Origin of the sequence: Paraburkholderia sp. GAS199 (assembly GCF_050436585.1) — a bacterium.
GTDB lineage: Bacteria > Pseudomonadota > Gammaproteobacteria > Burkholderiales > Burkholderiaceae > Paraburkholderia.
In genome coordinates, this window is record NZ_JBNDMM010000011.1 from 131,579 (window position 1) to 156,027 (window position 24,449).

The 24,449-nt window shown below is 60.1% G+C and carries 24 protein-coding genes; 10 read left to right on the top strand and 14 right to left on the bottom strand.

The window, feature by feature from the left end; genetic code table 11:
• Positions 1–24: 24 nt before the first annotated feature.
• The 3 genes from P3T18_RS32785 (at position 25) to P3T18_RS32795 (ending at position 4,356) form a co-directional block, all read left to right on the top strand.
• Positions 25–1,806 (top strand): ABC transporter permease subunit, encoded by a 1,782-nt coding sequence (locus P3T18_RS32785; RefSeq protein WP_429304127.1) that lies wholly within the window; start codon positions 25–27, stop codon positions 1,804–1,806.
• Positions 1,807–1,851: 45 nt separating this feature from the next.
• Complete coding sequence (locus P3T18_RS32790) at positions 1,852–3,393, top strand: AMP-binding protein (RefSeq protein ID WP_429304128.1); 1,542 nt, start codon at positions 1,852–1,854, stop codon at positions 3,391–3,393.
• Between the two features lie 108 nt (positions 3,394–3,501).
• Positions 3,502–4,356 (top strand): IclR family transcriptional regulator, encoded by an 855-nt coding sequence (locus P3T18_RS32795; protein ID WP_429304129.1) that lies wholly within the window; start codon positions 3,502–3,504, stop codon positions 4,354–4,356.
• A gap of 55 nt (positions 4,357–4,411) precedes the next feature.
• On the opposite strand, the gene P3T18_RS32800 is transcribed toward P3T18_RS32795, so the two are convergent.
• Positions 4,412–5,410, bottom strand: coding sequence for a CAP domain-containing protein (locus P3T18_RS32800; RefSeq protein ID WP_429304130.1), 999 nt, complete (start codon positions 5,408–5,410; stop codon positions 4,412–4,414).
• Positions 5,411–5,742: 332 nt separating this feature from the next.
• A complete protein-coding gene (locus P3T18_RS32805; protein ID WP_429304253.1) occupies positions 5,743–6,729 on the bottom strand; it encodes an AraC family transcriptional regulator in 987 nt (328 codons plus the stop codon).
• Between the two features lie 63 nt (positions 6,730–6,792).
• On the opposite strand from P3T18_RS32805, the gene P3T18_RS32810 reads away from it, so the two are divergent.
• Both P3T18_RS32810 and P3T18_RS32815 read left to right on the top strand, forming a co-directional pair.
• Positions 6,793–7,788 (top strand): aldo/keto reductase, encoded by a 996-nt coding sequence (locus P3T18_RS32810; RefSeq protein WP_429304131.1) that lies wholly within the window; start codon positions 6,793–6,795, stop codon positions 7,786–7,788.
• Between the two features lie 42 nt (positions 7,789–7,830).
• Entirely contained in the window at positions 7,831–8,859 is a 1,029-nt protein-coding gene (locus P3T18_RS32815; RefSeq protein ID WP_429304132.1) for an SDR family oxidoreductase, read from the top strand.
• Between the two features lie 3 nt (positions 8,860–8,862).
• Here P3T18_RS32815 and P3T18_RS32820 read toward each other — a convergent pair whose 3' ends face one another.
• Positions 8,863–9,273: a hypothetical protein gene (locus P3T18_RS32820; protein WP_429304133.1), complete on the bottom strand. Its 411-nt coding sequence runs from the start codon at positions 9,271–9,273 to the stop codon at positions 8,863–8,865.
• A gap of 351 nt (positions 9,274–9,624) precedes the next feature.
• Between P3T18_RS32820 and P3T18_RS32825 the strand changes: the two genes are divergently transcribed.
• Positions 9,625–9,888, top strand: a complete 264-nt coding sequence (locus P3T18_RS32825) for a hypothetical protein (protein ID WP_429304134.1) — start codon at positions 9,625–9,627, stop codon at positions 9,886–9,888.
• Between the two features lie 14 nt (positions 9,889–9,902).
• Here the strand turns inward: P3T18_RS32825 and P3T18_RS32830 are convergent, their stop codons facing one another.
• A complete protein-coding gene (locus tag P3T18_RS32830) occupies positions 9,903–10,766 on the bottom strand; it encodes a fumarylacetoacetate hydrolase family protein (RefSeq protein ID WP_429304135.1) in 864 nt (287 codons plus the stop codon).
• Between the two features lie 48 nt (positions 10,767–10,814).
• The gene (locus P3T18_RS32835; RefSeq protein ID WP_429304136.1) at positions 10,815–11,204 is read right to left on the bottom strand and encodes a tautomerase family protein; all 390 of its coding nucleotides are present in this window, start codon (positions 11,202–11,204) and stop codon (positions 10,815–10,817) included.
• 122 nt (positions 11,205–11,326) lie between these two features.
• Here P3T18_RS32835 and P3T18_RS32840 point away from each other — a divergent pair, with 122 nt between their 5' ends.
• Positions 11,327–12,214: a LysR family transcriptional regulator gene (locus P3T18_RS32840; protein WP_429304137.1), complete on the top strand. Its 888-nt coding sequence runs from the start codon at positions 11,327–11,329 to the stop codon at positions 12,212–12,214.
• A 30-nt stretch (positions 12,215–12,244) separates the two neighbouring features.
• On the opposite strand, the gene P3T18_RS32845 is transcribed toward P3T18_RS32840, so the two are convergent.
• The 3 genes from P3T18_RS32845 to P3T18_RS32855 are packed head-to-tail and all read right to left on the bottom strand — an operon-like array spanning position 12,245 to position 15,366.
• Entirely contained in the window at positions 12,245–13,264 is a 1,020-nt protein-coding gene (locus tag P3T18_RS32845; RefSeq protein WP_429304138.1) for a DctP family TRAP transporter solute-binding subunit, read from the bottom strand.
• 33 nt (positions 13,265–13,297) lie between these two features.
• Positions 13,298–13,936 carry a response regulator transcription factor gene (locus P3T18_RS32850; protein WP_429304139.1) on the bottom strand — a complete coding sequence of 213 codons (639 nt, stop codon included), beginning with the start codon at positions 13,934–13,936 and terminating at the stop codon, positions 13,298–13,300.
• The gene (locus P3T18_RS32855; RefSeq protein WP_429304140.1) at positions 13,933–15,366 is read right to left on the bottom strand and encodes a two-component system sensor histidine kinase NtrB; all 1,434 of its coding nucleotides are present in this window, start codon (positions 15,364–15,366) and stop codon (positions 13,933–13,935) included. Before P3T18_RS32855 ends, P3T18_RS32850 begins: the two co-directional genes overlap by 4 nt.
• An 81-nt stretch (positions 15,367–15,447) precedes the next feature.
• Between P3T18_RS32855 and P3T18_RS32860 the strand changes: the two genes are divergently transcribed.
• The gene (locus P3T18_RS32860) at positions 15,448–15,888 is read left to right on the top strand and encodes a hypothetical protein (RefSeq protein WP_429304141.1); all 441 of its coding nucleotides are present in this window, start codon (positions 15,448–15,450) and stop codon (positions 15,886–15,888) included.
• A gap of 52 nt (positions 15,889–15,940) precedes the next feature.
• On the opposite strand, the gene P3T18_RS32865 is transcribed toward P3T18_RS32860, so the two are convergent.
• The 5 genes from P3T18_RS32865 to P3T18_RS32885 all read right to left on the bottom strand — a co-directional run bounded on the left by P3T18_RS32865 (position 15,941) and on the right by P3T18_RS32885 (position 20,999).
• Positions 15,941–17,305 (bottom strand): dicarboxylate/amino acid:cation symporter, encoded by a 1,365-nt coding sequence (locus P3T18_RS32865; protein ID WP_429304142.1) that lies wholly within the window; start codon positions 17,303–17,305, stop codon positions 15,941–15,943.
• Between the two features lie 260 nt (positions 17,306–17,565).
• Positions 17,566–17,961, bottom strand: a complete 396-nt coding sequence (locus tag P3T18_RS32870; protein ID WP_429304143.1) for a tautomerase family protein — start codon at positions 17,959–17,961, stop codon at positions 17,566–17,568.
• A gap of 146 nt (positions 17,962–18,107) precedes the next feature.
• A complete protein-coding gene (locus tag P3T18_RS32875) occupies positions 18,108–19,187 on the bottom strand; it encodes an XdhC family protein (protein ID WP_429304144.1) in 1,080 nt (359 codons plus the stop codon).
• 119 nt (positions 19,188–19,306) lie between these two features.
• Positions 19,307–20,182, bottom strand: coding sequence for a type 1 glutamine amidotransferase domain-containing protein (locus tag P3T18_RS32880; protein WP_429304145.1), 876 nt, complete (start codon positions 20,180–20,182; stop codon positions 19,307–19,309).
• A 109-nt stretch (positions 20,183–20,291) separates the two neighbouring features.
• A complete protein-coding gene (locus P3T18_RS32885; RefSeq protein WP_429304146.1) occupies positions 20,292–20,999 on the bottom strand; it encodes an SDR family NAD(P)-dependent oxidoreductase in 708 nt (235 codons plus the stop codon).
• A 140-nt stretch (positions 21,000–21,139) separates the two neighbouring features.
• On the opposite strand from P3T18_RS32885, the gene P3T18_RS32890 reads away from it, so the two are divergent.
• Together P3T18_RS32890 and P3T18_RS32895 are read left to right on the top strand one after the other, a co-directional pair.
• Positions 21,140–22,084, top strand: a complete 945-nt coding sequence (locus tag P3T18_RS32890) for a GlxA family transcriptional regulator (protein ID WP_429304147.1) — start codon at positions 21,140–21,142, stop codon at positions 22,082–22,084.
• 352 nt (positions 22,085–22,436) lie between these two features.
• A complete protein-coding gene (locus tag P3T18_RS32895) occupies positions 22,437–23,240 on the top strand; it encodes an SDR family NAD(P)-dependent oxidoreductase (RefSeq protein WP_429304254.1) in 804 nt (267 codons plus the stop codon).
• Positions 23,241–23,509: 269 nt separating this feature from the next.
• On the opposite strand, the gene P3T18_RS32900 is transcribed toward P3T18_RS32895, so the two are convergent.
• Positions 23,510–24,430: a LysR family transcriptional regulator gene (locus tag P3T18_RS32900; protein WP_429304148.1), complete on the bottom strand. Its 921-nt coding sequence runs from the start codon at positions 24,428–24,430 to the stop codon at positions 23,510–23,512.
• Positions 24,431–24,449: the final 19 nt, after the last annotated feature.

Consider the following 24,449-nt stretch of genomic DNA (forward strand, 5'->3'; position numbering starts at 1 on the left):
CACGTTTTCGCCGAAGGACTTTCCATGACTCTCGCTTTACGCGTGCATCCCACCGCAGCATCGCGCCGCCGTCACGCCTGGCTGGCTGCGTCGCTGCGCATCTTGCCGGTGGTGCCGACGCTTCTGTTCCTGCTGGTGTTTTTCATCGTGCCGGTGGGCGAGATTCTGCAGGGCGGGCTCGTGTCGGCCGACGGCTCGATCGGCTTCGGGCAATTCGCCCGCATCGCGCGCACGCCGGTCTATGCCAAGGTGCTGTGGATCACCTTCTCGATTTCATTCTTGACGGCCGCGTTTTCCGTGCTGCTCGGCTATCCGGTCGCCTATCTGTTGAGCCGCGTGTCGGAACGCGTGCGCGAACGGTGGCTGCTGTGGATCATGCTGCCGTTCTGGACCAGCTATCTCGTCAAGACCTATGCGTGGATGCTGTTGCTGTCGAAGAGCGGCGTGCTCTCGACCATCGCCCTCGCGCTCGGTCTGGTGCAGGAAACCAACGGCGTCATTCCCTCGTTGACCGGTGTGCTGATCGGCATGGTGCATTCGATGCTGCCGCTGGCCGTCATGACGATGTTGCCCGTGATGCGCGGCATCGACGACCGCCTTGCGCAGGCCGCCGAAACGCTCGGCGCCGAACGCAGCACGAGCTTCTTCACGGTGTTTCTGCCGCTGTCATCGCCGGGCGTCGCCGCCGCGGGATTGCTGGTGTTCATCTCCAGCCTCGGCTTCTTTATCGTGCCGGCGCTGCTCGGCTCGCCGCGCGAAACGATGATCGCGCAACTGGTCATTTCGTCGGTGCTCGAGTTGTTCGACATGCACTTCGCCGGCGCGCTGTCGACCGTGCTGCTGGTCTGCTCGATTGCGATCTTCCTCGTCTACGACCGCGTGGTGGGTCTGACGTCCCTGACTGGCGAAGTCAGCGTGAAGCAGCGCGCCTCCCGCGCTCAAGGGCTCAAGCTCGCCGCCTTGCTGGCCGTGGGTCGGCTTTGCGCGCCGCTGGTGCGCCGGCGTGGCGGATTGCAGGCGCAAGGAGAGGGCGTGCGCGTCACGAGCCCGCTCGGACTCTTCACGATTGCCGTTCTGGTCGTACTCGTGGTGCCGGTTCTCTCGGTCATTCCTTACGCGTTCACCAAAAGCGATTTCATCGCGTTTCCGCCGAAGCTGTTCAGCCTTCGCTGGTTCGGCACGTTTGCGGAATCGCCGGTGTGGCAGAGCGCCTTCATCCGTTCATTCGAGGTCGGTCTCGGCACCGCCGTGCTCTCGCTGATCCTCGGTTTCGGCGCCACGCTGGCCATGACGCGCATGTCGCAACGAATGACCAAGCCGCTCTTCGCGCTGCTGGTCGCGCCGCTGATCGTGCCGCGCATCGTCGTCGCGGTCGGACTGCTGTATCTGTTGAGCCGCTTCGGTCTGACCGGCACCAACACCGGTCTCATCATCGGCCATACGGTGCTGGCGATTCCGTACGTGGTGGTCACGCTCGCCGCCGGGTTCCAGCGTTTCGACTGGCGCCTCGACGACGCCGCGCGTCTGATGGGCGCCTCGCCGCTGCAACGTATCCGTACCGTGGTGCTCCCGCTGCTGATGGCGAGCGTCACCGCCGCGGCGCTGTTCGCCTTCCTGGTTTCCTTCGACGATCTGACGATCGCGATCTTCGTGAGCGGCGGTATCAACACCACGCTGCCCAAGCAGATGTGGGACGACATCCAGCTCGCCATCACGCCGACGCTCGCGGCCGTTTCGACTTCGCTGATCGTGCTGATAGCACTGGTGATCGCTGTGTCCTCATGGATCAAGCGGCGCACGCGCTAACGCACGCCCAACAATTCGCCATTGCGCCTTTTTGAACGACAGGTTATGCATCTGTATCCAGACTATTTCCCGCATCGTCACGCCGACGACGAACTCGACTGCGCGCCGCTGCTTGCAGCCGGTCTCACCTTCGACCCGTCGCGAGCCTTCCTTCAGTTCGACGATCGCGCCGTCACGTGCGGCGAGGCCGTCGCGCATATCGTGCAGTGGCAGGCGTGGTTCGGCGAACAGGGCGTGGAGCAGGGCGACCGCGTCGCGGTCATGCTCGGCAACAGCCCCGAGCACATTTACCTGATCTACGCGCTCATGCTGAGCGGCATCGTATGGGTGCCGGTGAACACGCGGCTTCGCGCCGCCGGGCTCGAATACGTACTGCAGCACGCCGAGCCGAAGCTGTTCGTGATCGACGCGGAATTCGATCCCGTCAGCGCGAGCATCGATTGCGCCGGTGCGCGCCGCGTGCGTCTTCCTTCGTTCGACACGGAACGCAGCCCGGCGCCCGCGAGTGGCATGCTCACGCCGCGAATCGGCATTCACGACGCGCTGTGCATCATCTACACGTCGGGTACGACGGGCGCGCCCAAAGGCGTCGTCTTCACCCACCGGATGATGCGAATCTCCAGCGAAGCAGCATTGCGCGTGGCGGACGTTCGCGAACACGACCGGCTTTTCATGTGGGAACCGCTTTGCCATATCGGCGGCGCACAGATGCTGTTGCTGCCGTTTCTGATGCCGGTCAGTCTGCATGTCGTGCCGCGTTTTTCGGCGTCGCAATTCTGGCCGCAGGTGAAGCGCGCCGAGGCCACGCAGTTGCATTATCTCGGCGGCGTGCTCGATATCCTGATGCAACTGCCGCCGGGCACCGAGCCGCGCGAGCATACCTTGCGCGTGGCATGGGGCGCGGGTATCGCGGCGTCGGCATGGAATGCGATCGAACAGCGCCTGAACGTGCAATTGCGCGAGTGCTACGGCATGACGGAATGCTCGAGTTTCGCCACGCTCAATACGACCAACAAGCCAGGCTCGATCGGTCGGGCGTTGCCCTGGTTCGAACTCGAACTGCTGGACGAGAACGGTCGCGAGGTCGGCATTGGCGAGCCGGGCGAAATCGTGCTGACGAGCAAGGTGGAAGGCGCGCTGCTGCCGACTTACCTGAAAAACGAAGAGGCGACGCAAAGCGCGCTACGCGGCGGCAAGCTGCATACCGGCGATCACGCGCGACGCGACGCCGACGGCGATCTGTATTTCATCGGCCGTCGCACGGACAGCATGCGCGTGCGCGGCGAAAACGTGTCGGCGTGGGAAATCGAGCGCATTTTTGCGGCGCATCCGGCGGTGCAGGCGAGTGCGGCGATCGGCGTGGCCTCATCGGTCGGCGAGCAGGATATTTTGCTGAACGTGCAGTTCAAGCAGGACGCCGTGACGTGGGAGACACTGCACGAATGGGCTAGCGAACGGCTCGCGAGCTTCCAGTTGCCCCGTTACTATCGCGCGGTCGCGCATTTCGAAATGACCGCCAGCGAGCGCATTCGCAAGCATCTGCTGTCACGCGACACGGGCGATGCGTGGGACCGTTTGCAGCACTGAAAAGGCAACCCGTATCCGGAAAGTAGTCTGATTCGCAGGCTTATCGCTATCTGATAATTGGCTGGCGATATGCAATAATGAACGAGCTATGCAACATCGTCTACTATCGTGAGCCCAACCCAACCTAAACCCGCACGCAAAAGCCGTGCGTCCGGCGCCGCACAGGGCGCAAAGCAGGCGGCAGACCCTACGGAGTCGTCGCTTTACGTGCAATCCGTCGAAAAGGCGATGAAAGTACTCACCGCCTTCGACGGCAGCAAGCGTCAGCTTTCGCTCTCCGAAATCGCAACGCTGACAGGCTTCGACCTGAGCGCGACGCAGCGCTTCACGTTCACGCTGGCGGCGCTCGGCTACTTGTTCAAGGATCCGGACAGTCGCAAGTACGAGTTGTCACCGAAACTCGTGGACTTCACGTATCACTATCTGATTTCGAACGAACTGGTGAGCCGTGCCACGCCTTATCTGCAGCAACTGGGTTCGGAAACGGAAGAGGCCACCAATCTCACGGTGCTGGACGACACCGACATCGTGTTCGTGCTGCGTATCGTCAGCCGCAACGTTTTCAATGCGCACGTGATTACGGGGTCGCGTTTGCCCGCGTTTTGCACGGCGCCGGGTCTTGCGATTCTCGCCACGCTGCAGGATGGCGAAGTCGACGACATTCTCTCGCGCACCAATCTGGTTCCATTCACGTCGTCCACGGTTTATCAGCCGCGCAAGATCAAGGAACGGCTCGCGCAAATCCGCAAACAGGGTTACGCGCATACCGAAGACGAATATTTCGTCGCCGATATTTCAACGGCCGCCGCCGTCACGAATGCACATGGGCGCGGCATCGGCGCGGTGAATATCGCGGTTGCGCGTTCGCGCTGGCAGGCGGATCGCGATGAAAAGCGCTTCGCGGACCTCGTCATATCGACAGCGTCGGCGATTTCGACACGCCGCAGAGTGGATCAGGCCTGAAGCGGCTTTGCTTCGGCGCTGCTTTGGCGTCTACAGGCGATTCAAGCCGGTCAGATCACTCGCTGACTGCCCGGCTACGCGACTGCGCGACCACCGAAGCAGCACGGCCGGGTTCTTCGCGCGTGCTAAACCCCCAGACCAGATCGAAGGGCGCAATCTTCCCCAGTTGCGTCACGCGTCCAAGCGCATGAATCGTGTAATGCGTACCCGTGCGCAGCGGCTCGTAGGGCGTGCAAACGGCCGTGTTGCGCGCGGCGTCGGCAACCGTGAGCGGGGCGATTTTGCACGGCACCTTTTTGCCGCGCTGATCCCGCAAATCGACGCCTAGCAATTCGATGTGCGCGTTGGGTCCACCCGACAGCGTGATCGGAAAACCCAGCACCTGACCGCGATAGCGGCCATCCGCGCCCATCGGATCGGGCTGCTCGTTGTCGATCCACATCGTCGGCACGTGCCGTTGACCGTCGTAGGGCCAGGCCACCAGTTCGGTGTCCGTCAGCGCAGGGGCCACGTCGGCAAAGTCCACCACCGTCACCGAACTCGAACCGACAATCGACGCTTCGCCTGCGCGCGCCCAGTCGAACAGAATCGCGCCGCGATGATAGGGCGACGCAAAAATATCTTCGATCGGCGTATCCGCTGGACCCGAACCACCGAACACGGCGAGCACTTCGCTCGCGCCATCGGCGTTCGCGTGCAGACGGACGCGCGTGAAGACGTCGATGCCCGTGAAACCGGGTTTGCCCGCCGTCTCTTCGTGCGTGCCGACGCGGTTCAGGTCCAGATAGCGCGCGTGATCCGCGGCCGCGGCGGCAATGTCGGCGTCCACCGCGATGAGCGGCAAGCCCGCTTCCTGTCGACGCGCATTCACGTAACCCAGCGCATTTTCTGTACCGACCACGATGGTGTTGGCGGGGCCGGGCGCAGGGTGCAAACGCACGGGTGGTCCGTCGTAGTGCGCGGCAGTCGGCTCGACGCGCGCGACTTTCGTCGCGCAGCCCGCGAGCAGCCCGAGCGCCAGGAAGTACGCGCCGAGTGTCGTGCTGTGCATCATGTGCCGGGCTCCGCGATTCACCCGGAACGGTATGAGGTTCATTGACATCTGTGGATTCGACGGCCCGCCTGGGTGGCGCGACCGGATTGCTTGCCGAAGACGGAAGTGTCGGTTTATAGCAGCTGCGAGTGGATTAACGGCAAGAATGGGGAAGGCTTGAGCGTGGAGGGGGGCGGATTGGCAGCGAAGGATATGAGCCCAGATGAGCGAGGAAAACGGTGTCAGGCGAGCCACTCGGCATCAATCCGTCTGAAGCGTCCCGTCCGGGGGCGTGGGCTCGAACGTAAGCGGAAGCGCAACGGAATCACGCCACGTAGACGCGTCGCTGGGACTCACAGCGGGCTCACCAATCGCGCGTGACGCAGTCCCCGATAGGCCTTGGGCGATCTCCCGGTGACGCGCTTGAACGCGTGACTGAACGCGCTCTCCGAGGCATACCCGAGCGTCTGGGCGACGACCGACACCGCCGTGCCGTCGTGCCCCAGCGCGCGTTCCGCCAATCGCATGCGCCAGTTGGTCAGATAGGTGAGCGGGGCGACCCCGGCGGCCGACTTGAAATACGAAGCGAAGGTGGTTCGCGACATGGCGCACGCCTGCGCAAGATCTTCGAGATGCCACGTTTTCGCAGGATCGCCGTGCATCAGACGAAGCGCCGGCGCAATGCGCGTGTCGCTCAATGCGCGCAGCCAGCCGGCGTCGAGCGGCCCCGAGGCCGCCAGATGCGCACGCAGAATCTGGATGAACAGCAATTGCGATAGTTGCGCCGACGCGAGTTGCGAGCCAGGCTGACCTGACGCACGCTCTTCGACCAGTTGATCGAGCAGCCAGCTGAACACCACCGCTTGCGGCGACGATGCGCGGATATGGATCCACGGCGGCAGGACGTCCAGCAGCAACGGACCGCTGACAGGATCGAGCAACACGTGACCGCCGATGTGCGCGAACTCGCTCTCGCTCTCACTCCTGCTGCCGAGCTTGGCAGTGGAGCGTCCGGTGCGAGAGAAGATGTCCATGGCTTCGACCGGCTCGGTCTCCAGATCGCTCGACAGGATCGACCAGCGGTGCGCAGACAGCAAGCCGACGTCGCCCGTCTCGAAGCGCTCGGGTTCGGCCAGGCCCTCCAGACGCACCCAGCAGTTTCCCTTTACCACCGCGAAGAATTTGATTTTGTCGGGGGCGGGGAAGCGCACGGCCCACGGTCCGCTGGCCGAAAAACCGCCGGTGACGAGACTCTGCGCCTGCGTCAGTTTGAGGATGTCGGAAAAGGGATCGGCATGCATTCTCGTACTTTCGCACAAGCAAAACGGACGTTCAAGCATTCTCAGTACGGACCGTGCCACTTATCGTTCTCCCTGCCACGAATTCGAATCAGGGAGAAATGAATGAGCTTGCATCGACGAAAACTGGGCACGCAGGGACTCGAAGTGGGGGCCATCGGGCTCGGCTGCATGGGCATGAGTCAGTCGTATGGACCAGCCGACGAAACCGAATCGATCGCCACGCTGCATCGCGCGGTCGAACTGGGCTGCAATTTTTTCGACACCGCCGAGGGCTACGGCCCCTACGTCAACGAGGAATTGATCGGCCGTGCGTTCAGGGACCGCCGCGACGCGGTCGTCATCGCGACGAAAGTGGGCTTTCGCTTCGAGAACGGTCGCCAGATGGGCGCCGATACCGACAGCCGGCCCGAAAGTATTCGCCTCGCCGTCGAAGGCTGTTTGCGTCGGCTTCGGACCGACCATATCGATCTGCTCTACCAGCATCGGATCGACCGGAACGTGCCGATCGAAGAGTTTGCGGGCACCGTCGGCGAGCTGGTGCGCGAGGGCAAGGTGCGCTACCTCGGATTCTCCGAAATCGGCGTGGCCAATCTTCGTCGTGCTCATGCCACTCATCCGGTCTCGGCGCTGCAGAGCGAATACTCGTTGTGGGAGCGCAACCTCGAACCGGACATCATCCCGGTTCTGAAGGAACTCGGAATCGGCCTCGTGCCGTTCTGTCCGCTGGGACGCGGGTTTCTTACCGGCGGCGTCAGGCGCGCGGAGGCGTATCAGGATGGCGACACGCGTCGCACGGACCCGCGCTATCAGGGCGAGAACTTCGATGCCAATGTCGAGGCTGCGCAGATCGTCTTCGACATTGCCCGAAGCAGGGGCGTCACGGCGGGACAGATTGCGCTCGCGTGGCTGCTCGCCAAAGGCGAGTTCATCGTCCCGATTCCGGGCACCAAGCGCCGCGCGTATCTGGAAGAAAACGTCGCGGCCGACCAGATTCGGTTCGATGCAGCGGAAATGCAGACGCTCGACGCGGCACTCGCCGCCGGTACGGTTTCGGGCAATCGCTACAACGACTTCGTCATGACGACGATCGACCGCTGAACCAACGCGCTAATGAACACGACACACTACGAAGGATCGACAATGAGTCAGGAACGGGTACTCGTCACCGGCGGCACGGGATTCATCGCGCAGCACTGCATGCTGGCGCTGTTGGCTCAGGGCTACCGGATTCGCACGACTTTACGCAATCTGTCACGTGAAGCGGAAGTTCGAACGAACCTCAAAACGGGTGGTGCGGAAGCAGAGGATTTACTATCGTTCGTCGCGGCGGATCTGGGCTCCGACGCGGGATGGGCCGAGGCCGTTGACGGCTGCACCTATGTCATTCATTGCGCCTCGTCGACTCCCTCGGGCCATTACGCCACCGAAGACGACTGGAACCGGCCCGCCGTCGAGGGCAATCTGCGAGTGTTACGGGCCGCGCGCGATGCGGGCGTCAAGCGCCTCGTCCTGACCTCGGCGTTCGGCGCGGTCGGTTGCGGCCATGAACCGATGGACCGGCCGTTCGATGAAAACGACTGGAGCAACTTGCAGAGCGATCTCGCTCCGTACCAGAGGTCGAAGACGCTCGCCGAAATGGCCGCGTGGAAATTCGTGAAAGAGGAGGGCAACGGGCTGCAGATGGCTGTCGTCAATCCAACGGCGGTTCTCGGACCTGCCCTCGGCGCGGACTATTCGCACTCGATTCGTCTGATCAAGAACATGATGGACGGCCAGCCCGGATCACCGAAAATCAATTCGGGCTTCGTCGACGTACGCGATGTGGCGGACCTGCATGTGCGGGTCATGTCCATGGCGGCCGCCAACGGAGAGCGCTTTCTAGCAATTGCCGGCGAAAGCCTGTGGCTTGCCGACGTGGCCGGGATTCTGCGCGAGCGCATGGGGCCGGCGGCCAGTAAGGTATCGACACGCGTCTTGCCCAACTGGCTCGTTCGACTCGGCGCAGGCAAAAATCCGCAGATGAAGGCCATTGCGCCGATGCTCGGCGTCAACATGAACGCGACGAGCGCGAAAGCAGAAAAGCGGCTGGGCTGGCGGCCGCGCCCGGCCGAGGATGCCATCGTGGCAACCGCCGAAAGCCTGATCCGCCTGAATCTGCTGGAGGTCTAGAGCTCACTGCGCGATGTTGTCAAACGCCGCATGATGCTGGTGCTGGCCCGTGTCCAATCCCGGCGCGGACGGAAATCCGCCGGCCGGCACGCGGCCGGTGCAACGCGATTCGAGTTCGACTTCTTCGAAGGATTCGCGCGCAGCGTCACAGCGGCCATTCCAGTCGGGCCGGTTGCGACAGAACCGGAAGGAAGGCACGGCTTCAGTCGAATGGAAGTCTTCGACGGACTGGTGATTGCTGGCGGCGTTGATCACGCGCGACGTCACCACGACGCCGGTGTCGTATCGGACGCGCACGATGCCGCCAGTGCCGGTATCGTGCAAGGCGCTCCCGGCAAAGGCCGCCGCGGGCAAAGCCAGCGCAGCGAGGACAAACCCGGCTCCGAACGACGAACTGTGGCGCAACGAGATCATGCCAATCTCCCCACGTGCGACGCGAAAATGCATTCGATGGTAAAACGGATTGTGTTCGCGTTACGTGGTACAGGACGCATTCGCGAGCGGTTTTCCGGCTTCCGATGGAGGTGGTTTGGGTTCAGTCCGGGATGTATTCGCCACAAACAAATTGGTGATAATTTATCTTATGTCAAATCACCAATCCGAAGAATAAGCTGACCTCCCACCACGTCCATAACCTACTCACCGCACGTCCCAACCCACATCTTTCTCTCGCCCAGATTGTTGTACATACATCCAGGAACGGCGAAAATCAAACTTCATCATGTTCGACGCAGCGCGGCGTCTTCCGGCTTGAAGGAGTCAAAGGTGCAAGAACCTGTTCGCGATGTTTATCGTGGTTTCGAAATTCTCCTCGTCCTCAGACATATCGAGGACGGGAGAATCGAAACAACGCTCTTCATCAACCCAACCGTCTCCACGCCGCCCGATCTTACGCAGGCCGCGAAGCAGCTCGGCGGCTCGGTTTTGCATGCCGTGGAGGCTGCCACGCCGATCACGGACCAGATCGAAGCGGCGCACCGGATCGTCGACGAACTGATCGACCGTCACGCGCAAGGCAGACGCCGGTAGTGCGTCCGCTATGCTCAGACGAAGTGGTTCTTCAAACGTCCAATCCTGGCCACTTCAATCTCCACGACGTCGCCCGACTGCAAAAATCTGGGCGGCGTGAACCCGATGCCGACGCCGGCGGGCGTCCCCGTCGAAATGACGTCACCGGGTTCGAGCGCACAGCCCGCGGAAATGGCTTCGATCAGCGCAGGAATGTCGAAGATCAGATCCCGCGTGTGCGCGTCTTGCCGCAGTTCTCCGTTCACCCACGTGCGAATGGACAGGTCGTCGTGGCGCAGTTCATCTGACGTGACGATGAACGGTCCCATCGGGCAGAACGTATCGAGCGATTTTCCGAGAAACCATTGGCGATGATTCTTCTGCCGGTCCCGCGCAGTGACATCGTTGATGATCGTGAATCCCCAGATATAACGCTCGGCGTCCGCCCTGCTGATATTGGAACCACGGCGCCCGATCACGACCGCGACTTCGCCCTCGTAGTCCACCTTGTCCGTCATTTGAGGATGCGTGTAGACCGCGTCGTCCGGGCCGACAACGGAAGTCGCAGGCTTCGTGAAAACAGCGGGATAGTCGTCGATCTCACTTCCGCTCACCGCGCCGGCTTCATAGCCGCTCTTCGAGAACTCACGCGCATGCTCACGATAATTTTTGCCCACGCAAAAAATGTTCTTGCGCGGAGCCGGAATGGGCGCGAGCAATCGCACTTCGTCGAGGCGCAACGCGTCCGGGTGCCCGGCTTCGATTTGTCCGGCGAAGTGTTCGTATCTCTCGATCAGGTCGAGCATGCTCGTTGCCGACAAGGGCGAAATGCGCTGGCCGTCGGCGCTGACCTTGCCGACGAGCTGCTTTCCCTGATGCTCAAACGTTGCGAATTTCATGGGGTCATCGTCAGTTAAGTAACAGAATGCGGTTCGAGCAACTGCGCGTCACTTCGGCGCGTATTGCATTTCGCCGTTACCGAACGACCAGTCTTCGCGCGCCACGTCGACGAGGCTGATCCACACATCTTCCTTGCGTATCCCGGCTTTCGTGTGGATACCTTCCGCGACGGCCTGATAGAAGGCTTTTTTCGTGTCGGTCGACCTTCCCGCATTCCACGTGACCTGAATAAACACGATTTGCGGGCTATACGTCACCCCGAGATAGCCTTCTTCCGGATACACGAGTTCGTCGGCAGCGTGGCGCGTGATGATCTGGAATTTGTCGTGTTGCGGCACGTTTGCGACAGTGATCATCGCGTCATACACGACGTCGCTTACGGTACGGACAACTTCTTTGGAAGCAGTCTGGGAAATATTGATTCGAACGAGAGGCATGATCGATTTCCTTTTAAAGGGACTTGATGTTGCCGGCAGCGCCGGGAATAAACATAGGTTAGAGTGTTAGCAAATGTGCGACAAGCGCATAATTTTCATTATGTTTATGAACGGAGCGCAAGTTGCTACAGGATATCGAGGCTTTTGTCGCGGTTGCGGATCTCAAGTCCCTGACCAAAGCGGCGGATAAACTGTCGATCACGCAATCGGCCATTTCGCGCCGTTTGCAACAACTCGAAAGCACGCTCGGCGTCGAGCTTCTGGACCGCACGATCAAGCCACATGGCCTCACCGCGATGGGAAGGCGCATCTACGAGCAAGGGGTTCGGCTGCTGCGTGACCGCGACGGCTTGCTGGCGATCACGCAGGAAACCACCGAACCTGCCGGCACGATCCGCCTCGGTTTGACGCATGCTCTCGCGGACATCGCCATGTTTCACACTGTCGTGCAGTTGAAAACGAGTTTTCCCGCTCTGGATCTGGAGTTGCATACCGGCTGGAGTCCCGGCTTGCTGGCAATGGTCGGCTCGGGTGCGCTCGATGCCGCCGCCCTCCTCGTCGTGTCCGGCACCGATCTGCCCAATGACGTGGAAGGTCAACTCATCCAGCGCGTCGAGACCGTCGTCGTGCAGAGCAGGCAACACCCGTCAGTCGACTCACCGTCCGGCATCGACGCACTGGCCAGACACAAGTGGATACTGAATCCGCTGGGATGTGGCTATCGCGCGGCGCTCGAACGCGCCATGGAGGGCAAAGGCCGGCGGCTGCAGATCAGTATCAACACGCACGGCACCGAGGTGCAGCTTCGGCTGGTTGCGGCGGGCATGGGGCTGGGCATCGTGCCGCGCAGCGTTGTCGAAGAAAGTCCGCTACGCGATGAGTTATCGATTGTCGATGTCACCGACTTCTCGCTCTCTCTCGACGCGAAAATCGTTCGTGCGTTGCAGCCGGGCAATCTACGTCAGGCCACGGACGTATTCGAACAATCTCTACGAAGCCGCCTTGGCTGAGGCGCGACAGCCATGACGTGAACATTCGTGCTACGAGCGGCGACGCGCTGTTGCCACCAGCGCCAACGAAGTGGAATCCGTAATCTGCTGATAAACCGGTTCGAGCGTCTTTTGCCAGTCGCTTCGTTGGCGCGCAGAAAGATCGAGAACCCTGGTCGTTCCTGTACTCTCAATCATGGCGAGCGCCTGATCGTTTTCCGTCCTCGCGATGCTATTGGTGTAGCGGGTCGCTGCGTCGATGCATTCGTCGAGCAGCGTGCGAATATAGCGCGGCAATTGTGACCAGAACTCGTTGTTCACCAGCAGAAGATTGCCTAAATAGCCGTGCCGTGACAGCGTCATGTACTGTTGGACCGCGCCAAGGTTCTGCGTCAGAAAGTTCGACGGCGGATTCTCGCAACCCTGCACGAGTCCTTTTGCGAGTGCGTCGCGCAGATCGGCTAAAGCGATGTCTTCTGTACTGGCACCGAGAAGTCGCATCTGAAGATCGATGATTTTCGAAGGCTGGATACGCATACGCAATTGGCTGAAATCTTTCACCTCGATCAGCGGCCGCGTCGCGCTCATATTCTTGAAACCATTGTCCCAGAACGCTTTCCCCGCGAGTCCCGCATGTTCGAACTGGTCGAGCATCTTTCGACCAATCGGCCCATCCGTAATCTCGTGCAGACTCTCGTAACCGGAGAACAGGAAAGGCAGATCGAAAGCGGCGAAACCATTGAGTCCAATCGACGCGAGCTTCGACAGCGACGGAGCAATCATATCCACCGTGCCGAGTTGCAATGCTTCGAGTTCTTCTCCGTCCTTATACAAGGTGCTATTGGGGAAGACATCGATTCGCACTTCTCCGCGGCTGGCACGCGCCACTTCGTCACTCAGATACTGCGCTGCCCTTCCCTTCGGCGTATTCGCTGCGGCAACGTGACTGAAGCGCAGAACAATCGGCGCATCCTGATGCCGTTCACGACGGCTCAAAAAGGTCGCGCCCAGGCCGACGCAAGCCGCCGCACCCGCGACGCCGAGGAGCGTTCGCCGCTTGAGATTCACCATATCGATGATGTCCAGACTGTCCTGCTCATTTCTTCATTGCTTTTTCAGAAGAGGCACCAGTTCCACTGCACTCTTGATGTTCAGCTTATAAAACAGTTTTGCCCGGTGAACCTCCACGGTACGTACGCTGATGAATAACTCTTCAGCGATATTCCGGTTCGTTTTTCCCGCCACGATCCGCTCGGCAATTTCCAGTTCACGCACGGTCAACACCTCGCCATTGGATTGCAGCCGCTCCCGTTCCTCCGATGCGAAAACCGTCTGCGCGTGCCGCATCCCGGCGATCACCTTGTCGACCAGTCGATTGTCGGAGAAGGGTTTCTCCAGAAAATCGTATGCGCCGGCTTTGATCGCTTCGACGGCCATTGAAATCTCTCCGTGAGCGGTCAGAAAGATAACGAGGTTGTGCGCGGGCAAGCCGAGCTTTTTCAATTGCTCGAACAATTCGAAGCCTGACATGCCGGGCATCCGCACATCGAGTAGAAATACCGCCGGCCCTTCCCTCATGCCATCCGTTCGCCACGAGGCGAGGAATTGCCGGGGATCGGCATATCCGTCCGACGAAACATTGCGCGACCGGAATAGCGCGCCCAGCGAATCCCGAATGAACTCGTCGTCGTCCACCAGAAAAAGACGGGCATCTTTGTACGGCGTTTTTTCGCGCGTTGTCATCGTGTTCTCTCACTGCCTGAAGTACTTCGAAGCCGGAACTGAAACGAAGCGCCGCCACTTGCGGCTTTTTCGTAGACGAGCCGCGAACCGAGCAGCTCCAAAGCCGTGCGGCAAACCGAAAGCCCGAGTCCCATGCCGTCGGCTTTCGTCGACACGAATGAACGGGAGAGAATCGTGTTCGCGTCGGCATTTGCTTCGTCTCCCAGCCCCGGTCCCGAGTCCCGAACCTCGACGACGACCGACTGCCTGTCGTCCTCTGGACGCCACATCGCGACGACCACGATCTGATCGGCAGAAGGCCACGTCGACATGGCCTCAAAAGCATTTCTCGTCAGATTCAGAAGAACCTGCTCGAGCAGAACCCGATCGCCGATCACAGGCGGACACGCGGCATCGAGATCGAGTTCGATATCGGCGTCCGGACGCGGCGCCTGCAGCCGTATCAACGGCAGCAACTCGGTGATGACTTGCGTCATATCCACCGGTCCCGGAACCGGGCCGGACTTGTGCACGAACTGCCTGATCCTTCGAATGATCAGCCCTGCACGCTCCGCCTGATAGCGCGCCTTTTCGAGCATCTGATACGCTTCCGAGTGCTCCGCATCGTGCGATGCCGCTTCCAGAAGATTCTTTCCCGCGCTGAGATAGCTGTTGATGGCTGTCAACGGCTGGTTTATTTCGTGAGCGAGTGCCGAAGTCATTTCGCCCATCGTAATCAGCCGCGACAGCCGATTGACGCGCGCGTTCTGTGCCCCGAGCAAGGACGCATTGCGCTTCTGTTCGGTCACGTCGAGTACCGACGCCATATGTCCTGAAACAGTACCCGTCGCATCACGCATGGGTGCTTCGAAGATCGCGACATCGATCAGCGTGCCGTCCGATCGCATCAAGCGCGCCTCCTGCGCGTTCTGTGCCGCAACGCCCTCGACGTTGGCATCGTGTCCCGATGAACCGCCACCACCGTTCGAAAGCTCTACACGCGTGCCGACGAGTTCCCCCGTACTTCGCCCCACCATGGCGCAGTACGCCTGATTGACGTACGTGATGATTCCAGCCGTATCGGTGGCGCGCAGACCGGTGATCATCGATGCTTCCATCGCTTCCCTGAAGGCCTGCTGCGAGCGCAGACGCTTCTCGGCCGCAGTCCGCCATGCGAGATCGCGCCACAAGGCATACACGGTCCACGCCAGAAGGACGGACATACCGACTACCGCCAACGTCAACACGTTTGGAATCAGAGACGGCGGCCCGAGCGTACTGTTGGCGTCGAGATAAAGTGTTTCGTCGGCAAAGGACGCCGCCAGACGGTGGGTATAAACGCCTTTTCCTATGACGTGAGGGTCACGGGTCACCAGGACGTCACCTTTGAAATCTTCCAGCGAAAGCTGCGTCTGGTGCGCGAACCACCATGGAATGGTCGACGCAAGCAACTGGTCTAGCGAAATCGACGCGACGATGACCTGCTGCCGGCTATCGGCGGAAGCCGTCACGGCAAGCAGCATGTGTGACCCATGCTGCAGATCCCGGAAGATCGAAACGCCGGGTCCGCGCAAGGTGTTGGCCTTGAGCGCCGCGTCCCGAATCGCGTCTTCGCTGGCTGCTGGTTCGCTGTGTGCGCCGGCAGCACCTTCACTCATGAGAATGTGCGGGCCGCCGTTATCGACATGGCCCTGCCAAAGCAGAATGCGCCCGATCGCCGGACTCCGCTGCATGATCGCCGCGGCCCGAACGTGGAAGTACTGCTCGCTCTGCGACGACAACGCGTAGTCACGTTCGAGCGACTGCAACGCCTCCACCACTCTCTGCAATTCAAAGACGACTGCCTGCTCGGCCCAAAGCGTATCGGATACGAGTTGCCGCTCCTGTCGCGCGTGTTCGAGGTTTTGCGAAACAGACAGCAGCGCCCCCGTCACGACGACGATAAAGCAGATGACCCCGAGTGGAATGACTAACCGCCACGGGCCGCTCGTCAGTGGTCGAAAGCGCACGGAATACCCGCTCGCTTTACAAAGTTTCCGTTTCAGGAGCGTTCGACGCGGCTGCCATCACCTCGGCGGGCGTTCCGAACCGCACACTTTCCGCATTGGCCGCATTGGCTAAACTGACCGCCTCGCCGCGACCCGACAATTCACGAGCCAGCGCGTCGCGGTCGAGTTCGCCTTCCCATGCGGAAACGACCACCGCCGCCACGGCATTACCGATGATATTGACCAGCGACCGGCACTCGGCCATGAAGCGATCGATGCCCAGAATCAACACCATCGCCGCGACAGGAACGGTAGGCACGACCGACAGACTCGCTGCCAGCGCGACAAAACCCGCGCCGACAACGGCACTCGATCCTTTCGATGTCAGCATGGTGACGGCGAACAGCGTCAGCTCCTGTGTCAGCGTGAGATGGATATTGGTGGCCTGCGCGAGGAACATCACGGCCAGCGTCATGTAGATGTTCGCGCCGTCGAGATTGAAGGAGTATCCCGTCGGCACAACCAGTCCGACTACCGCTTTCGAGCAGCCTAGCCGTTCGAGCTTTTGCATGAGTTGCGGCAGTGCGGCTTCTGATGTACTCGTTCCGAGAACAATGAACAGTTCTTCTTTGAGGTAAGCCAGAAAACGAAAGACGTTGAATCCCGCCAGTTTCGCGATCAGCCCAAGCACGATGGCGACGAACGCGAATGCGGTGAGATAAAACACGGCAATCAACTTAAGGAGCGGAACCAGCGAGCCGATTCCATACTTGCCCACGGTAAAAGCGATTGCACCGAAGGCGCCAATGGGTGCGACTTTGGTGATAATCTTGACGAGTGAGAAAAAGACGGTCGAGAGCTTTTCGATGGCAACCGTAATGCTTTGAACGCGCTCGCCCGCCGCAGACAGCGCGATTCCGAACATGACCGAAACGAACAGAATCGGTAGCGTCTCTCCGCGTGCAAAGGCGTCGAAGAACGAGCCCGGAATGATTGCAAGGAGAAAGCCCCCAATGCCGTCCATATGTTCGGCCTGATTCACGAACCCGGAGATCGCATGGGGATCGAGCGAAGAAATCGCCACGTTGAAGCCATCACCGGGACGCAGAAAATGCCCGGAAATAAGGCCGATTGCCAGCGCCAGCGACGAAACGATCTCAAAGTACAGCAGCGCTTTTCCGCCGACCCGGCCGACTTTCTTCAGGTCACCCATGCTCGTGATGCCGGTGACAACCGTACAAAATATGACGGGACCGATCACCATGCGAATGAGCTTGATAAAGGCATCGCCAAAAGGCTTCATCGACATCGCGTACGATGGATACAGATGACCGAGCACGATGCCGACGGCAATCGCAAACAGCACCTGCAGATACAGGACTTTGTAGAAAGGTTGCTTCATGGTGTCATCCTCACATACCCTGGCGCCTACGGCGTCGATGGATTTCTTCCGGGGAATACTCGTCGTACCCGTCGATTACCGGTTGACCGCTTGACCGGTCCGGTTATATTTTTCTTTTGACCTGCCAGACGACATGCATCCTCTCGCGACGTCGAACACATAAAGTCGACGCACGCGCGATCAGAGAACCGGCTGGCCGATGGCAGCCGGTTCTGTCGCTCAACACGAAATGCAAGAAGAAAAAGGCTGTATCGAAACTGTTATTCGCTGCGCTCGTCTTCGATCCAGTCTTTATTGAATCCACCCAGAATCGGGTGATACATTTCGTCGCCGGAATGCTGGGTGAACTCGACGTTCAGGCGGTTCGTTTTCAGACCGAGCAATTCCACACATGCTTCGATCAGCTGCCGCGCGAGTTCTCCGCGCTGTTCGAGCGGGCGCCCACGGCGGATATCCAGCATCATGATCGCCGCTTCATCCGGTTCGTCGTCGGAACAACGCCACACGCCGCCTTTGCCCACTTCACGGATCGACACGGTGATGATGTTCGTGTTGACCTTCATCACATCCGCGTAGATCTGGCCGATCTTTTTTGCGGCTGCTTTCTTCTGGTCCGAGGTGTATTCGTAGGGTACGTCGAGCTGCAGATAGGGCATGATTTCCTCAACTGTATGGATTGAGAAACGACACACCGCGTCGTTTCCCGTTAAAAAAAGTATGCGATTACGGCCGTGCCGCAACAATACGTAGTTCCCACATTCCGAAGCCCGAGTCGCTGAAACGCTGGGCTGGAACAGGTTCGTCAAATGACGGGCGTAGTGGGAACGCAGCCCATGTTTCCACTCGCATAACGCTTCTCGCCATAGGGCCCGCCGGGCAATCTGTCTTTGCGTTCACGACGGCGCTTACCCTCTTCTACCGTCGCGTGCTCCGCTGGACGAACGCCGTTCTTGTGGGCCGTCACCTCGGCCAGAATCGACACGGCGATCTCCGGCGGCGTCTTGCTGCCGATATAAAGCCCCGCTGGCCCGCGAAGCCGTGCCACCTGTTCTCCCGACACGTCGAATAGCTTGAGCCGTTCACGGCGTGCCGCATTGTTGCGTCGCGATCCGAGCGCACCCACGTAAAACGCAGGCGTCTTCAGCGCCTCCATCAAGGCGAGATCGTCCAGCTTGGGATCGTGCGTCAGCGCGATCACCGCGCTGCGCTCGTCCAGATTCATCCCGATCACGGTGTCGTCGGGCATGGAGTGGACGACGCGCACACCCGGCAAACTCCAGTCGGTCGTATAGTCGGTTCTCGGATCGCAGACCGTGATCTGATAATCGAGGCCGAGGGCAATCGTGCAGAGGTAACGCGACAGATCACCCGCGCCGATCACCAGCATCCGGTAACGAGGACCGAGCACGGCCCTGAAGATTGCACCGTCATACGAGAGCGCGTCGTCCCGCTTCGCCGGTGCGATACGCGCAATACCGGTGGCCATGTGCAGAGTGCGGCTCATCAGCTTGCCGCTGTCGAGCGCGATCAGCAGTTCCTCGATTCCACTGCTTTGCGCACGCAACGGCTCGAGAATCAGCCGGATCGTGCCGCCGCACGGCAGACCGAACTGGCGCGCTTCTTCCGCCGTGACGCCATAGGTCACGGCTTCGGGACGCTGCAATTGCGCTATCTGCGAGCGGAAGCGTGCGATCAGGTCGTCTTCGATACAGCCGCCGGACACCGATCCGACCAGGCGGCCGTCTCCGCGCAAAGCGAGCATGGCGCCCTCGGGACGTGGCGACGAACCCCAGGTGCTCACCACGGTCGCTAGCAGAACATCGTGCCCTTCATGCAGCCATTGAACACTCGTTCTGATCACATCCAAATCGACGCTGTCCACTTTGACCTCTCGAATCAAGCCGCTCCGGTGTGGCCCAGGCGGACGTCCTGTCCGCCGATCGCGGTGAGCTTGCAAGCTCACCCGCGATCGACGCCGGCAGAACGCCACGTTTGCCAACCTTACTTCGACGCCTGCTCGTTCAGCTTCGCAACCAGCGCGTCACCCAATGCGTGGTCCGAGAACGGTTGCTGACCGGTGATCAGTTCACGATCGACGACCACATTGCTCTTCCACGGCTCGGCGATCTGTACGTCGGCACCGGCTTTGGCCAGCGCCTCGTCGGTGTAGAACTGGACCTGTCCACCCAGCGGCTTACCTTCGCCTTCGAGCTGCTTTTCTTCGGCGTTGGAGAACACGGTGAGCTTGTAGCCCGCATACGGCCAGCCTTGCTTGAGCTTGTCGATCGATGCGGTGTCGTTTGCGATCAGCGCCTTGTCGAAGGCGGCCGGGTTCTTCGTGGTCGACAGCAGTGCGATCGGGCCGTGGCAGATGATGCCGGTCGGACGGCCGGTGTCGTGGAAGCTGACCAGGATCTTGCCGAGGTTCTTGTCTTTCAGCAGATCCTGCATCGGTGCGTGACCGCCCGGCATGAAGAGTCCGACGTAGCCAGTCGTGCCCTTGGCCGCGACGGTGGAGAGCTTCATCGGATGCTTGATGCCAGCGAAGCCGTCGACGAATTTCAGCGCGTCTTCACGCTTGGCGTCGTCGTTACCGAAGAACATCTTGTTGTTGGAGTTCTCGTCCATCGACGGCGTGTCGCCCTTCGGATTGACGAACACGGGCGTATAGCCGGCGTCGACGATCTGCTTCAGCGGAATGGCCAGCTCGTTCAGGTAATAACCGGTCTTGTACGTCTTGCCGTCACGAAGATCGAGCGTATGCGCGCTCGACAGCACGACGAGAACCTTGCCATGCGACTGTGCCGAGGCCATGGTCGGCGCGGCGGCAGCAATACCGAGGGCCAGAATGAGACTGCTGAGTTTGAACTTGCTCATGAATGAAAGTTACCTTGTTTGATTAGTACAACTTTGTTAAAAGAAAATTCCAATTGTGTTGCCAATCCACTTGATCGACTCGTCTACGGCCCGCGCCGAAGATCCAACGCTAACGGGATGAAGCCATCGACACGAATTCGCCCTGATCGAGTCCGGCCAAAGCCGTCCTCACCAGGTTCTCCGCAGCCTTCGAATGACTGATCGGCGCGCATGCCGTCTCGTACTCGGCGATCTTCAGAAAGCGCTTGTACTTCGATTCGGGCAACACCACCTGAAGCCTGATGCCCTGATCGATGAAATCCTGATGGACCGATTTCGAGTACGCCAGCACATAGGCCGCAATTGCTTCGCACATCCCGTTCTTACACTCCGGTCCGTGCGTGGCAACCGTTGCCACCTGAATAATCGTGCCCGTCCCACGCGATGCAAAAGCGGGGGCGGCTGCCGTGGTCAAGCGCGTCAATGCCGCCAGATTCACGGCGATAATCGGGCCGATCCGGTTCGTGTCGCTTTGCAGCACAGGCGCGGCCGAACCGATTCCCGCGTTGTTCACCAGCATCGTGATGCTCGAATCGCTACGCAGCAAAGACTCGACGCTTTGCACACCGGCCTGCTTTGCCAGGTCGGCCTGCATCACTTCGAAACTGCGTCCGGTTTTGTCCGTCAGTCGGTTCGCGAGTTGATTCATTCGCGCACGATTGCGTGCGATCATGATCACGTCATACCCGCGCTCAGCAAGCTGCTCTGCGTAGCACGCACCGACGCCACTCGAGGCGCCGGTAACGACTGCAGTTCCCTTGCTGACTCCTTCTATCAAGACACTTCTCCGAAAAATTCCTGCTGGTTGTTGATGCGGGTTAGTGAGCGTGAATGAATCTTAGATTTATGCGATCATCCCCTCAATGACGTAGATGCAACGTTTCCTGCCATCGACGTTTTCATTCATTGGAGGTTGTCATGCAGAAGGTAGGACTCGTCGTCTATCCTAACTTTCAGTCGCTCGGACTCGCCGTCGCAACGGTTTTCGAATACGCCAACATCATGAGCGGCGAACAGATCTACGATCTGTCGCTGGTTTCGGAACTCGGCGGCCTCGTCAAATCATCACAAGGTTTCTCGGTCGAAACGAGTACGTTCGTCCGCAAAAAATTCGACACGCTGATCGTTACCGGCGATAACGAAACCGCCAAGCCGAGCGAAGGCCTGAAGGAATATCTGCGCGCGTCCAGCCGTCATTCCCGCCGCATCTGCGCAATCTGCACGGGCGCATTCGTTCTCGCGGAAGCGGGGCTGCTCGAGGGTCGCCGCGTCACGACGCACTGGCAGTTCGCCAGAGCGTTCGAGCGCGCCTATCCGAACACCCAGATGGAAGAAGACCGGATCTTTGTGATCGACGGCCATATCTGGACTTCCGCCGGCATGAGTGCCGGTGTCGACCTTGCGCTGGCGCTGGTGGAAAAAGATCTGGGGCAGAAAATCGCTCGCGACATCGCCCGAAAACTGGTGGTGACACACCGGCGCGCGGGTGGCCAGTCGCAGTATTCCGCCCTGCTCGAACTCGACGCCAAGACCGATCGCGTTCAAAGCGCCCTTGCGTACGCGAAGGAACATCTCACTGCGGAACTCTCCGTCGAGGAATTGGCGGAAGCCGCCAATCTCAGCCCACGGCAGTTCAGCCGGATATTCCGCGAAGAAACGGGGCAGTCGCCGGCCAAGGCGGTTGAGCGTCTTCGTGTCGAAGCCGCAAGAACCATGATGGAAACGGGCCGTCATCCCATCGACCGGATTGCGCGGGAAACCGGCTTCGGCGATCGCGAGCGTATGCGTCGAGCGTTTCTGCGGGCATTCGGCCAGCCGCCGCAATCGATACAGCGCACCGCCTCGCCTTCCGTTCCGGCTTGATGCATCGCCCACTCAAGCTTTAACGCACGTCGGTCACTACCCCGCCGCTCGCTCATGAGCGGCGGCGGCTAACGCAAACTCCCCGTCACTAGTAGTGCGCGAGTCGTCAAAACCGCGCGCAATACGCCTGTTCGACGCGCCTGGGCGCTCCCCCCGTCCACATCGTCATCACATTCCCCACCAGCCTGAACCCGCCGCCCAATTGAGCCCGGCTTCCTGCATGCGCGTGTTCCACGGCACCGTATTTTCCGTCATGGCCGGAATAGTTGCGTATATGACATTTGCGACAGCGACGAGCCGGCGTATCTTTCGTCTCGAAGTCGAAATTAATCGGCCCAAACCCTTGGAGAAAATCATGAGCAATTCGAAAGGTACTGCCCTCATCACTGGCTCGTCGACCGGCATCGGCGCTATCTATGCAGAGCGTCTCGCGAAGCGCGGTTACGACCTCATCCTGGTCGCACGCAACGAAGAGCGACTGAAAGCGTTGTCTGGCCGTCTGGCAACCGAAACGGGCCGCTCGGTGAAGTATCTCGCCGAAGATCTGAACGACAAGGCTGCGCTGCGCCGCGTCGAAGCCGTGCTGCGCGACGACGCGAGCATCACCATGCTCGTCAACAACGCCGGCGTCGGTTCGGTCAACTCGATCCTGCAAGGCGACGTCGACACGATGGAAGACATGATCGCCCTGAACATCACTGCGCTGACGCGCCTCACGTACGCCGTTGCGCCCGCCTTCGTGGCGCGTGGCACGGGCACGATCGTCAACATCGCGTCGGTGGTCGGTATCGCGGTTGAAATGCTGAACGGCGTGTACAGCGCATCGAAGTCGTATGTCATCAGCTTCGGCCACGCTCTGCAACGCGATCTGGCCGGCAAGGGCGTACGCGTGCAGTCGGTTCTGCCGGGCGCAACTGCTACCGAATTCTGGGACGTCGCAGGCTATTCCGACCAGAAGACTTCGCCGATCACGATGTCCGCCGCCAATCTGGTCGACGCCGCACTCGCCGGCCTCGATGCGGGCGAAATCGTGACGATTCCGGGTCTGCACGACGCAGAAGACTGGAACCAGTGGGAAGCGGGTCGCCGTGCGATCTCGCAGAAGTTCGGCAACTCGGCGCCGGCAGCGCGCTACGGCCTGGCTTCGAGCAAGTAAGCAGTTTTCTGTTGTCGTACTATGCCGTCACCCGGTCGCAATACTGGTGACGGCATAGCGTTATGTGCGATCGCAACACACGATGCGGTCGTGACTTTCTCCCATAGTCGACATCGACTATCGGCATAGCTTTTGGCAGTAGCTTTTCCTCTGCGTTAATTCTCTGCAATGATCCTGATACCCGCGTGAAAAGCCAGGTGCCCCACGTCGATTGCTCGATCGGGACGAAAAAAAAGCAGCCTGTTAAACAGGCTGCCCATCCCGCGTTTTTAGACGGACAAAGAAGGCGCCGCTAATTCCTGATCACTATCCAACGATCGGAAATAACCCAGACAGGCGTCGATAAATGTTCTCGTCCTTCGTGGAACGGAACTGGCCTGCTGGTATTGAACGCCGAGCTCAATCCCACCCAAAGACAGATCGCCGTCGAACTGCACTTTCACGAGGTCGCCTCGCGCCAGATCATGACGAACGGTCACTTCGGGCAGCAACGCGATTCCGGCACCCGCGAGCGCGAGTTCTCTCGCGATCGCGCCGGGCACGTTCATGCTGGCGGTGTCCAGCGAAAGCGCTGGGCACTCGCTGGTTTGCGAGGAAATTTCCAGTCCTTTTCTCGCGGCTTCGTCGCGTCCGTCGATGATCCGATGCTGCGGCAAATCGCAGATCGAGTTCACCGGCGCACTCTTTTCGAGGTACGGCGGACTGGCCACGAATACAAAGCCGGATTGCAGCAGCGGACGGTTCACGACGGTGGAATTCGCCACGCGCTCGGGCGGATAGATCGACAGGTCGTAACCCGATTCAACCAGGTTGAGTGGGCCGTCCTGTACTGAGAGATGGATTTTTATGCAAGGTGCCGTTGCGCCGAACGCATCGAGCAAGGTTGAGATACCGGCGGCCACGGCGAGAGGATGCGCCACGACGCGAACGTAGCCGCATTCAGAAGCTTTCTCATCGATAAGCCGCCGCTCGGCCTGCTCCAGTTCGTCGATGATTCGCGAGCAGGACTCGAAATAGTCTCTCGCGGTTTCAGCCAACGCAACGCGGCGCGTGGTCCGGTTGAGAAGTCGCGTACTGGTGTGCGCTTCCAGATCCGATATGGCGCGAGAAATCGCGGCTCTCGATACGTTGAGAATATCCGCGGCTTTCGTATAGCTTTGAGTTCGTGCGACCGTGACGAACGCACGCATCGATGCGAGTTGATCCATG

Excerpts from the sequence above, each read along its gene's own strand:
- P3T18_RS32785 (WP_429304127.1), top strand. The coding sequence starts at position 25 with ATGACTCTCGCTTTACGCGTGCATCCCACCGCAGCATCGCGCCGCCGT.
- P3T18_RS32790 (WP_429304128.1), top strand. The coding sequence starts at position 1,852 with ATGCATCTGTATCCAGACTATTTCCCGCATCGTCACGCCGACGACGAA.
- P3T18_RS32800 (WP_429304130.1), bottom strand. The coding sequence starts at position 5,410 with ATGATGCACAGCACGACACTCGGCGCGTACTTCCTGGCGCTCGGGCTG.
- P3T18_RS32805 (WP_429304253.1), bottom strand. The coding sequence starts at position 6,729 with ATGCTTGAACGTCCGTTTTGCTTGTGCGAAAGTACGAGAATGCATGCC.
- P3T18_RS32810 (WP_429304131.1), top strand. The coding sequence starts at position 6,793 with ATGAGCTTGCATCGACGAAAACTGGGCACGCAGGGACTCGAAGTGGGG.
- P3T18_RS32815 (WP_429304132.1), top strand. The coding sequence starts at position 7,831 with ATGAGTCAGGAACGGGTACTCGTCACCGGCGGCACGGGATTCATCGCG.
- P3T18_RS32820 (WP_429304133.1), bottom strand. The coding sequence starts at position 9,273 with ATGATCTCGTTGCGCCACAGTTCGTCGTTCGGAGCCGGGTTTGTCCTC.
- P3T18_RS32830 (WP_429304135.1), bottom strand. The coding sequence starts at position 10,766 with ATGAAATTCGCAACGTTTGAGCATCAGGGAAAGCAGCTCGTCGGCAAG.
- P3T18_RS32835 (WP_429304136.1), bottom strand. The coding sequence starts at position 11,204 with ATGCCTCTCGTTCGAATCAATATTTCCCAGACTGCTTCCAAAGAAGTT.
- P3T18_RS32845 (WP_429304138.1), bottom strand. The coding sequence starts at position 13,264 with ATGGTGAATCTCAAGCGGCGAACGCTCCTCGGCGTCGCGGGTGCGGCG.
- P3T18_RS32850 (WP_429304139.1), bottom strand. The coding sequence starts at position 13,936 with ATGACAACGCGCGAAAAAACGCCGTACAAAGATGCCCGTCTTTTTCTG.
- P3T18_RS32860 (WP_429304141.1), top strand. The coding sequence starts at position 15,448 with ATGCTGCAGATCCCGGAAGATCGAAACGCCGGGTCCGCGCAAGGTGTT.
- P3T18_RS32865 (WP_429304142.1), bottom strand. The coding sequence starts at position 17,305 with ATGAAGCAACCTTTCTACAAAGTCCTGTATCTGCAGGTGCTGTTTGCG.
- P3T18_RS32870 (WP_429304143.1), bottom strand. The coding sequence starts at position 17,961 with ATGCCCTATCTGCAGCTCGACGTACCCTACGAATACACCTCGGACCAG.
- P3T18_RS32880 (WP_429304145.1), bottom strand. The coding sequence starts at position 20,182 with ATGAGCAAGTTCAAACTCAGCAGTCTCATTCTGGCCCTCGGTATTGCT.
- P3T18_RS32890 (WP_429304147.1), top strand. The coding sequence starts at position 21,140 with ATGCAGAAGGTAGGACTCGTCGTCTATCCTAACTTTCAGTCGCTCGGA.
- P3T18_RS32900 (WP_429304148.1), bottom strand. The coding sequence starts at position 24,430 with ATGCGTGCGTTCGTCACGGTCGCACGAACTCAAAGCTATACGAAAGCC.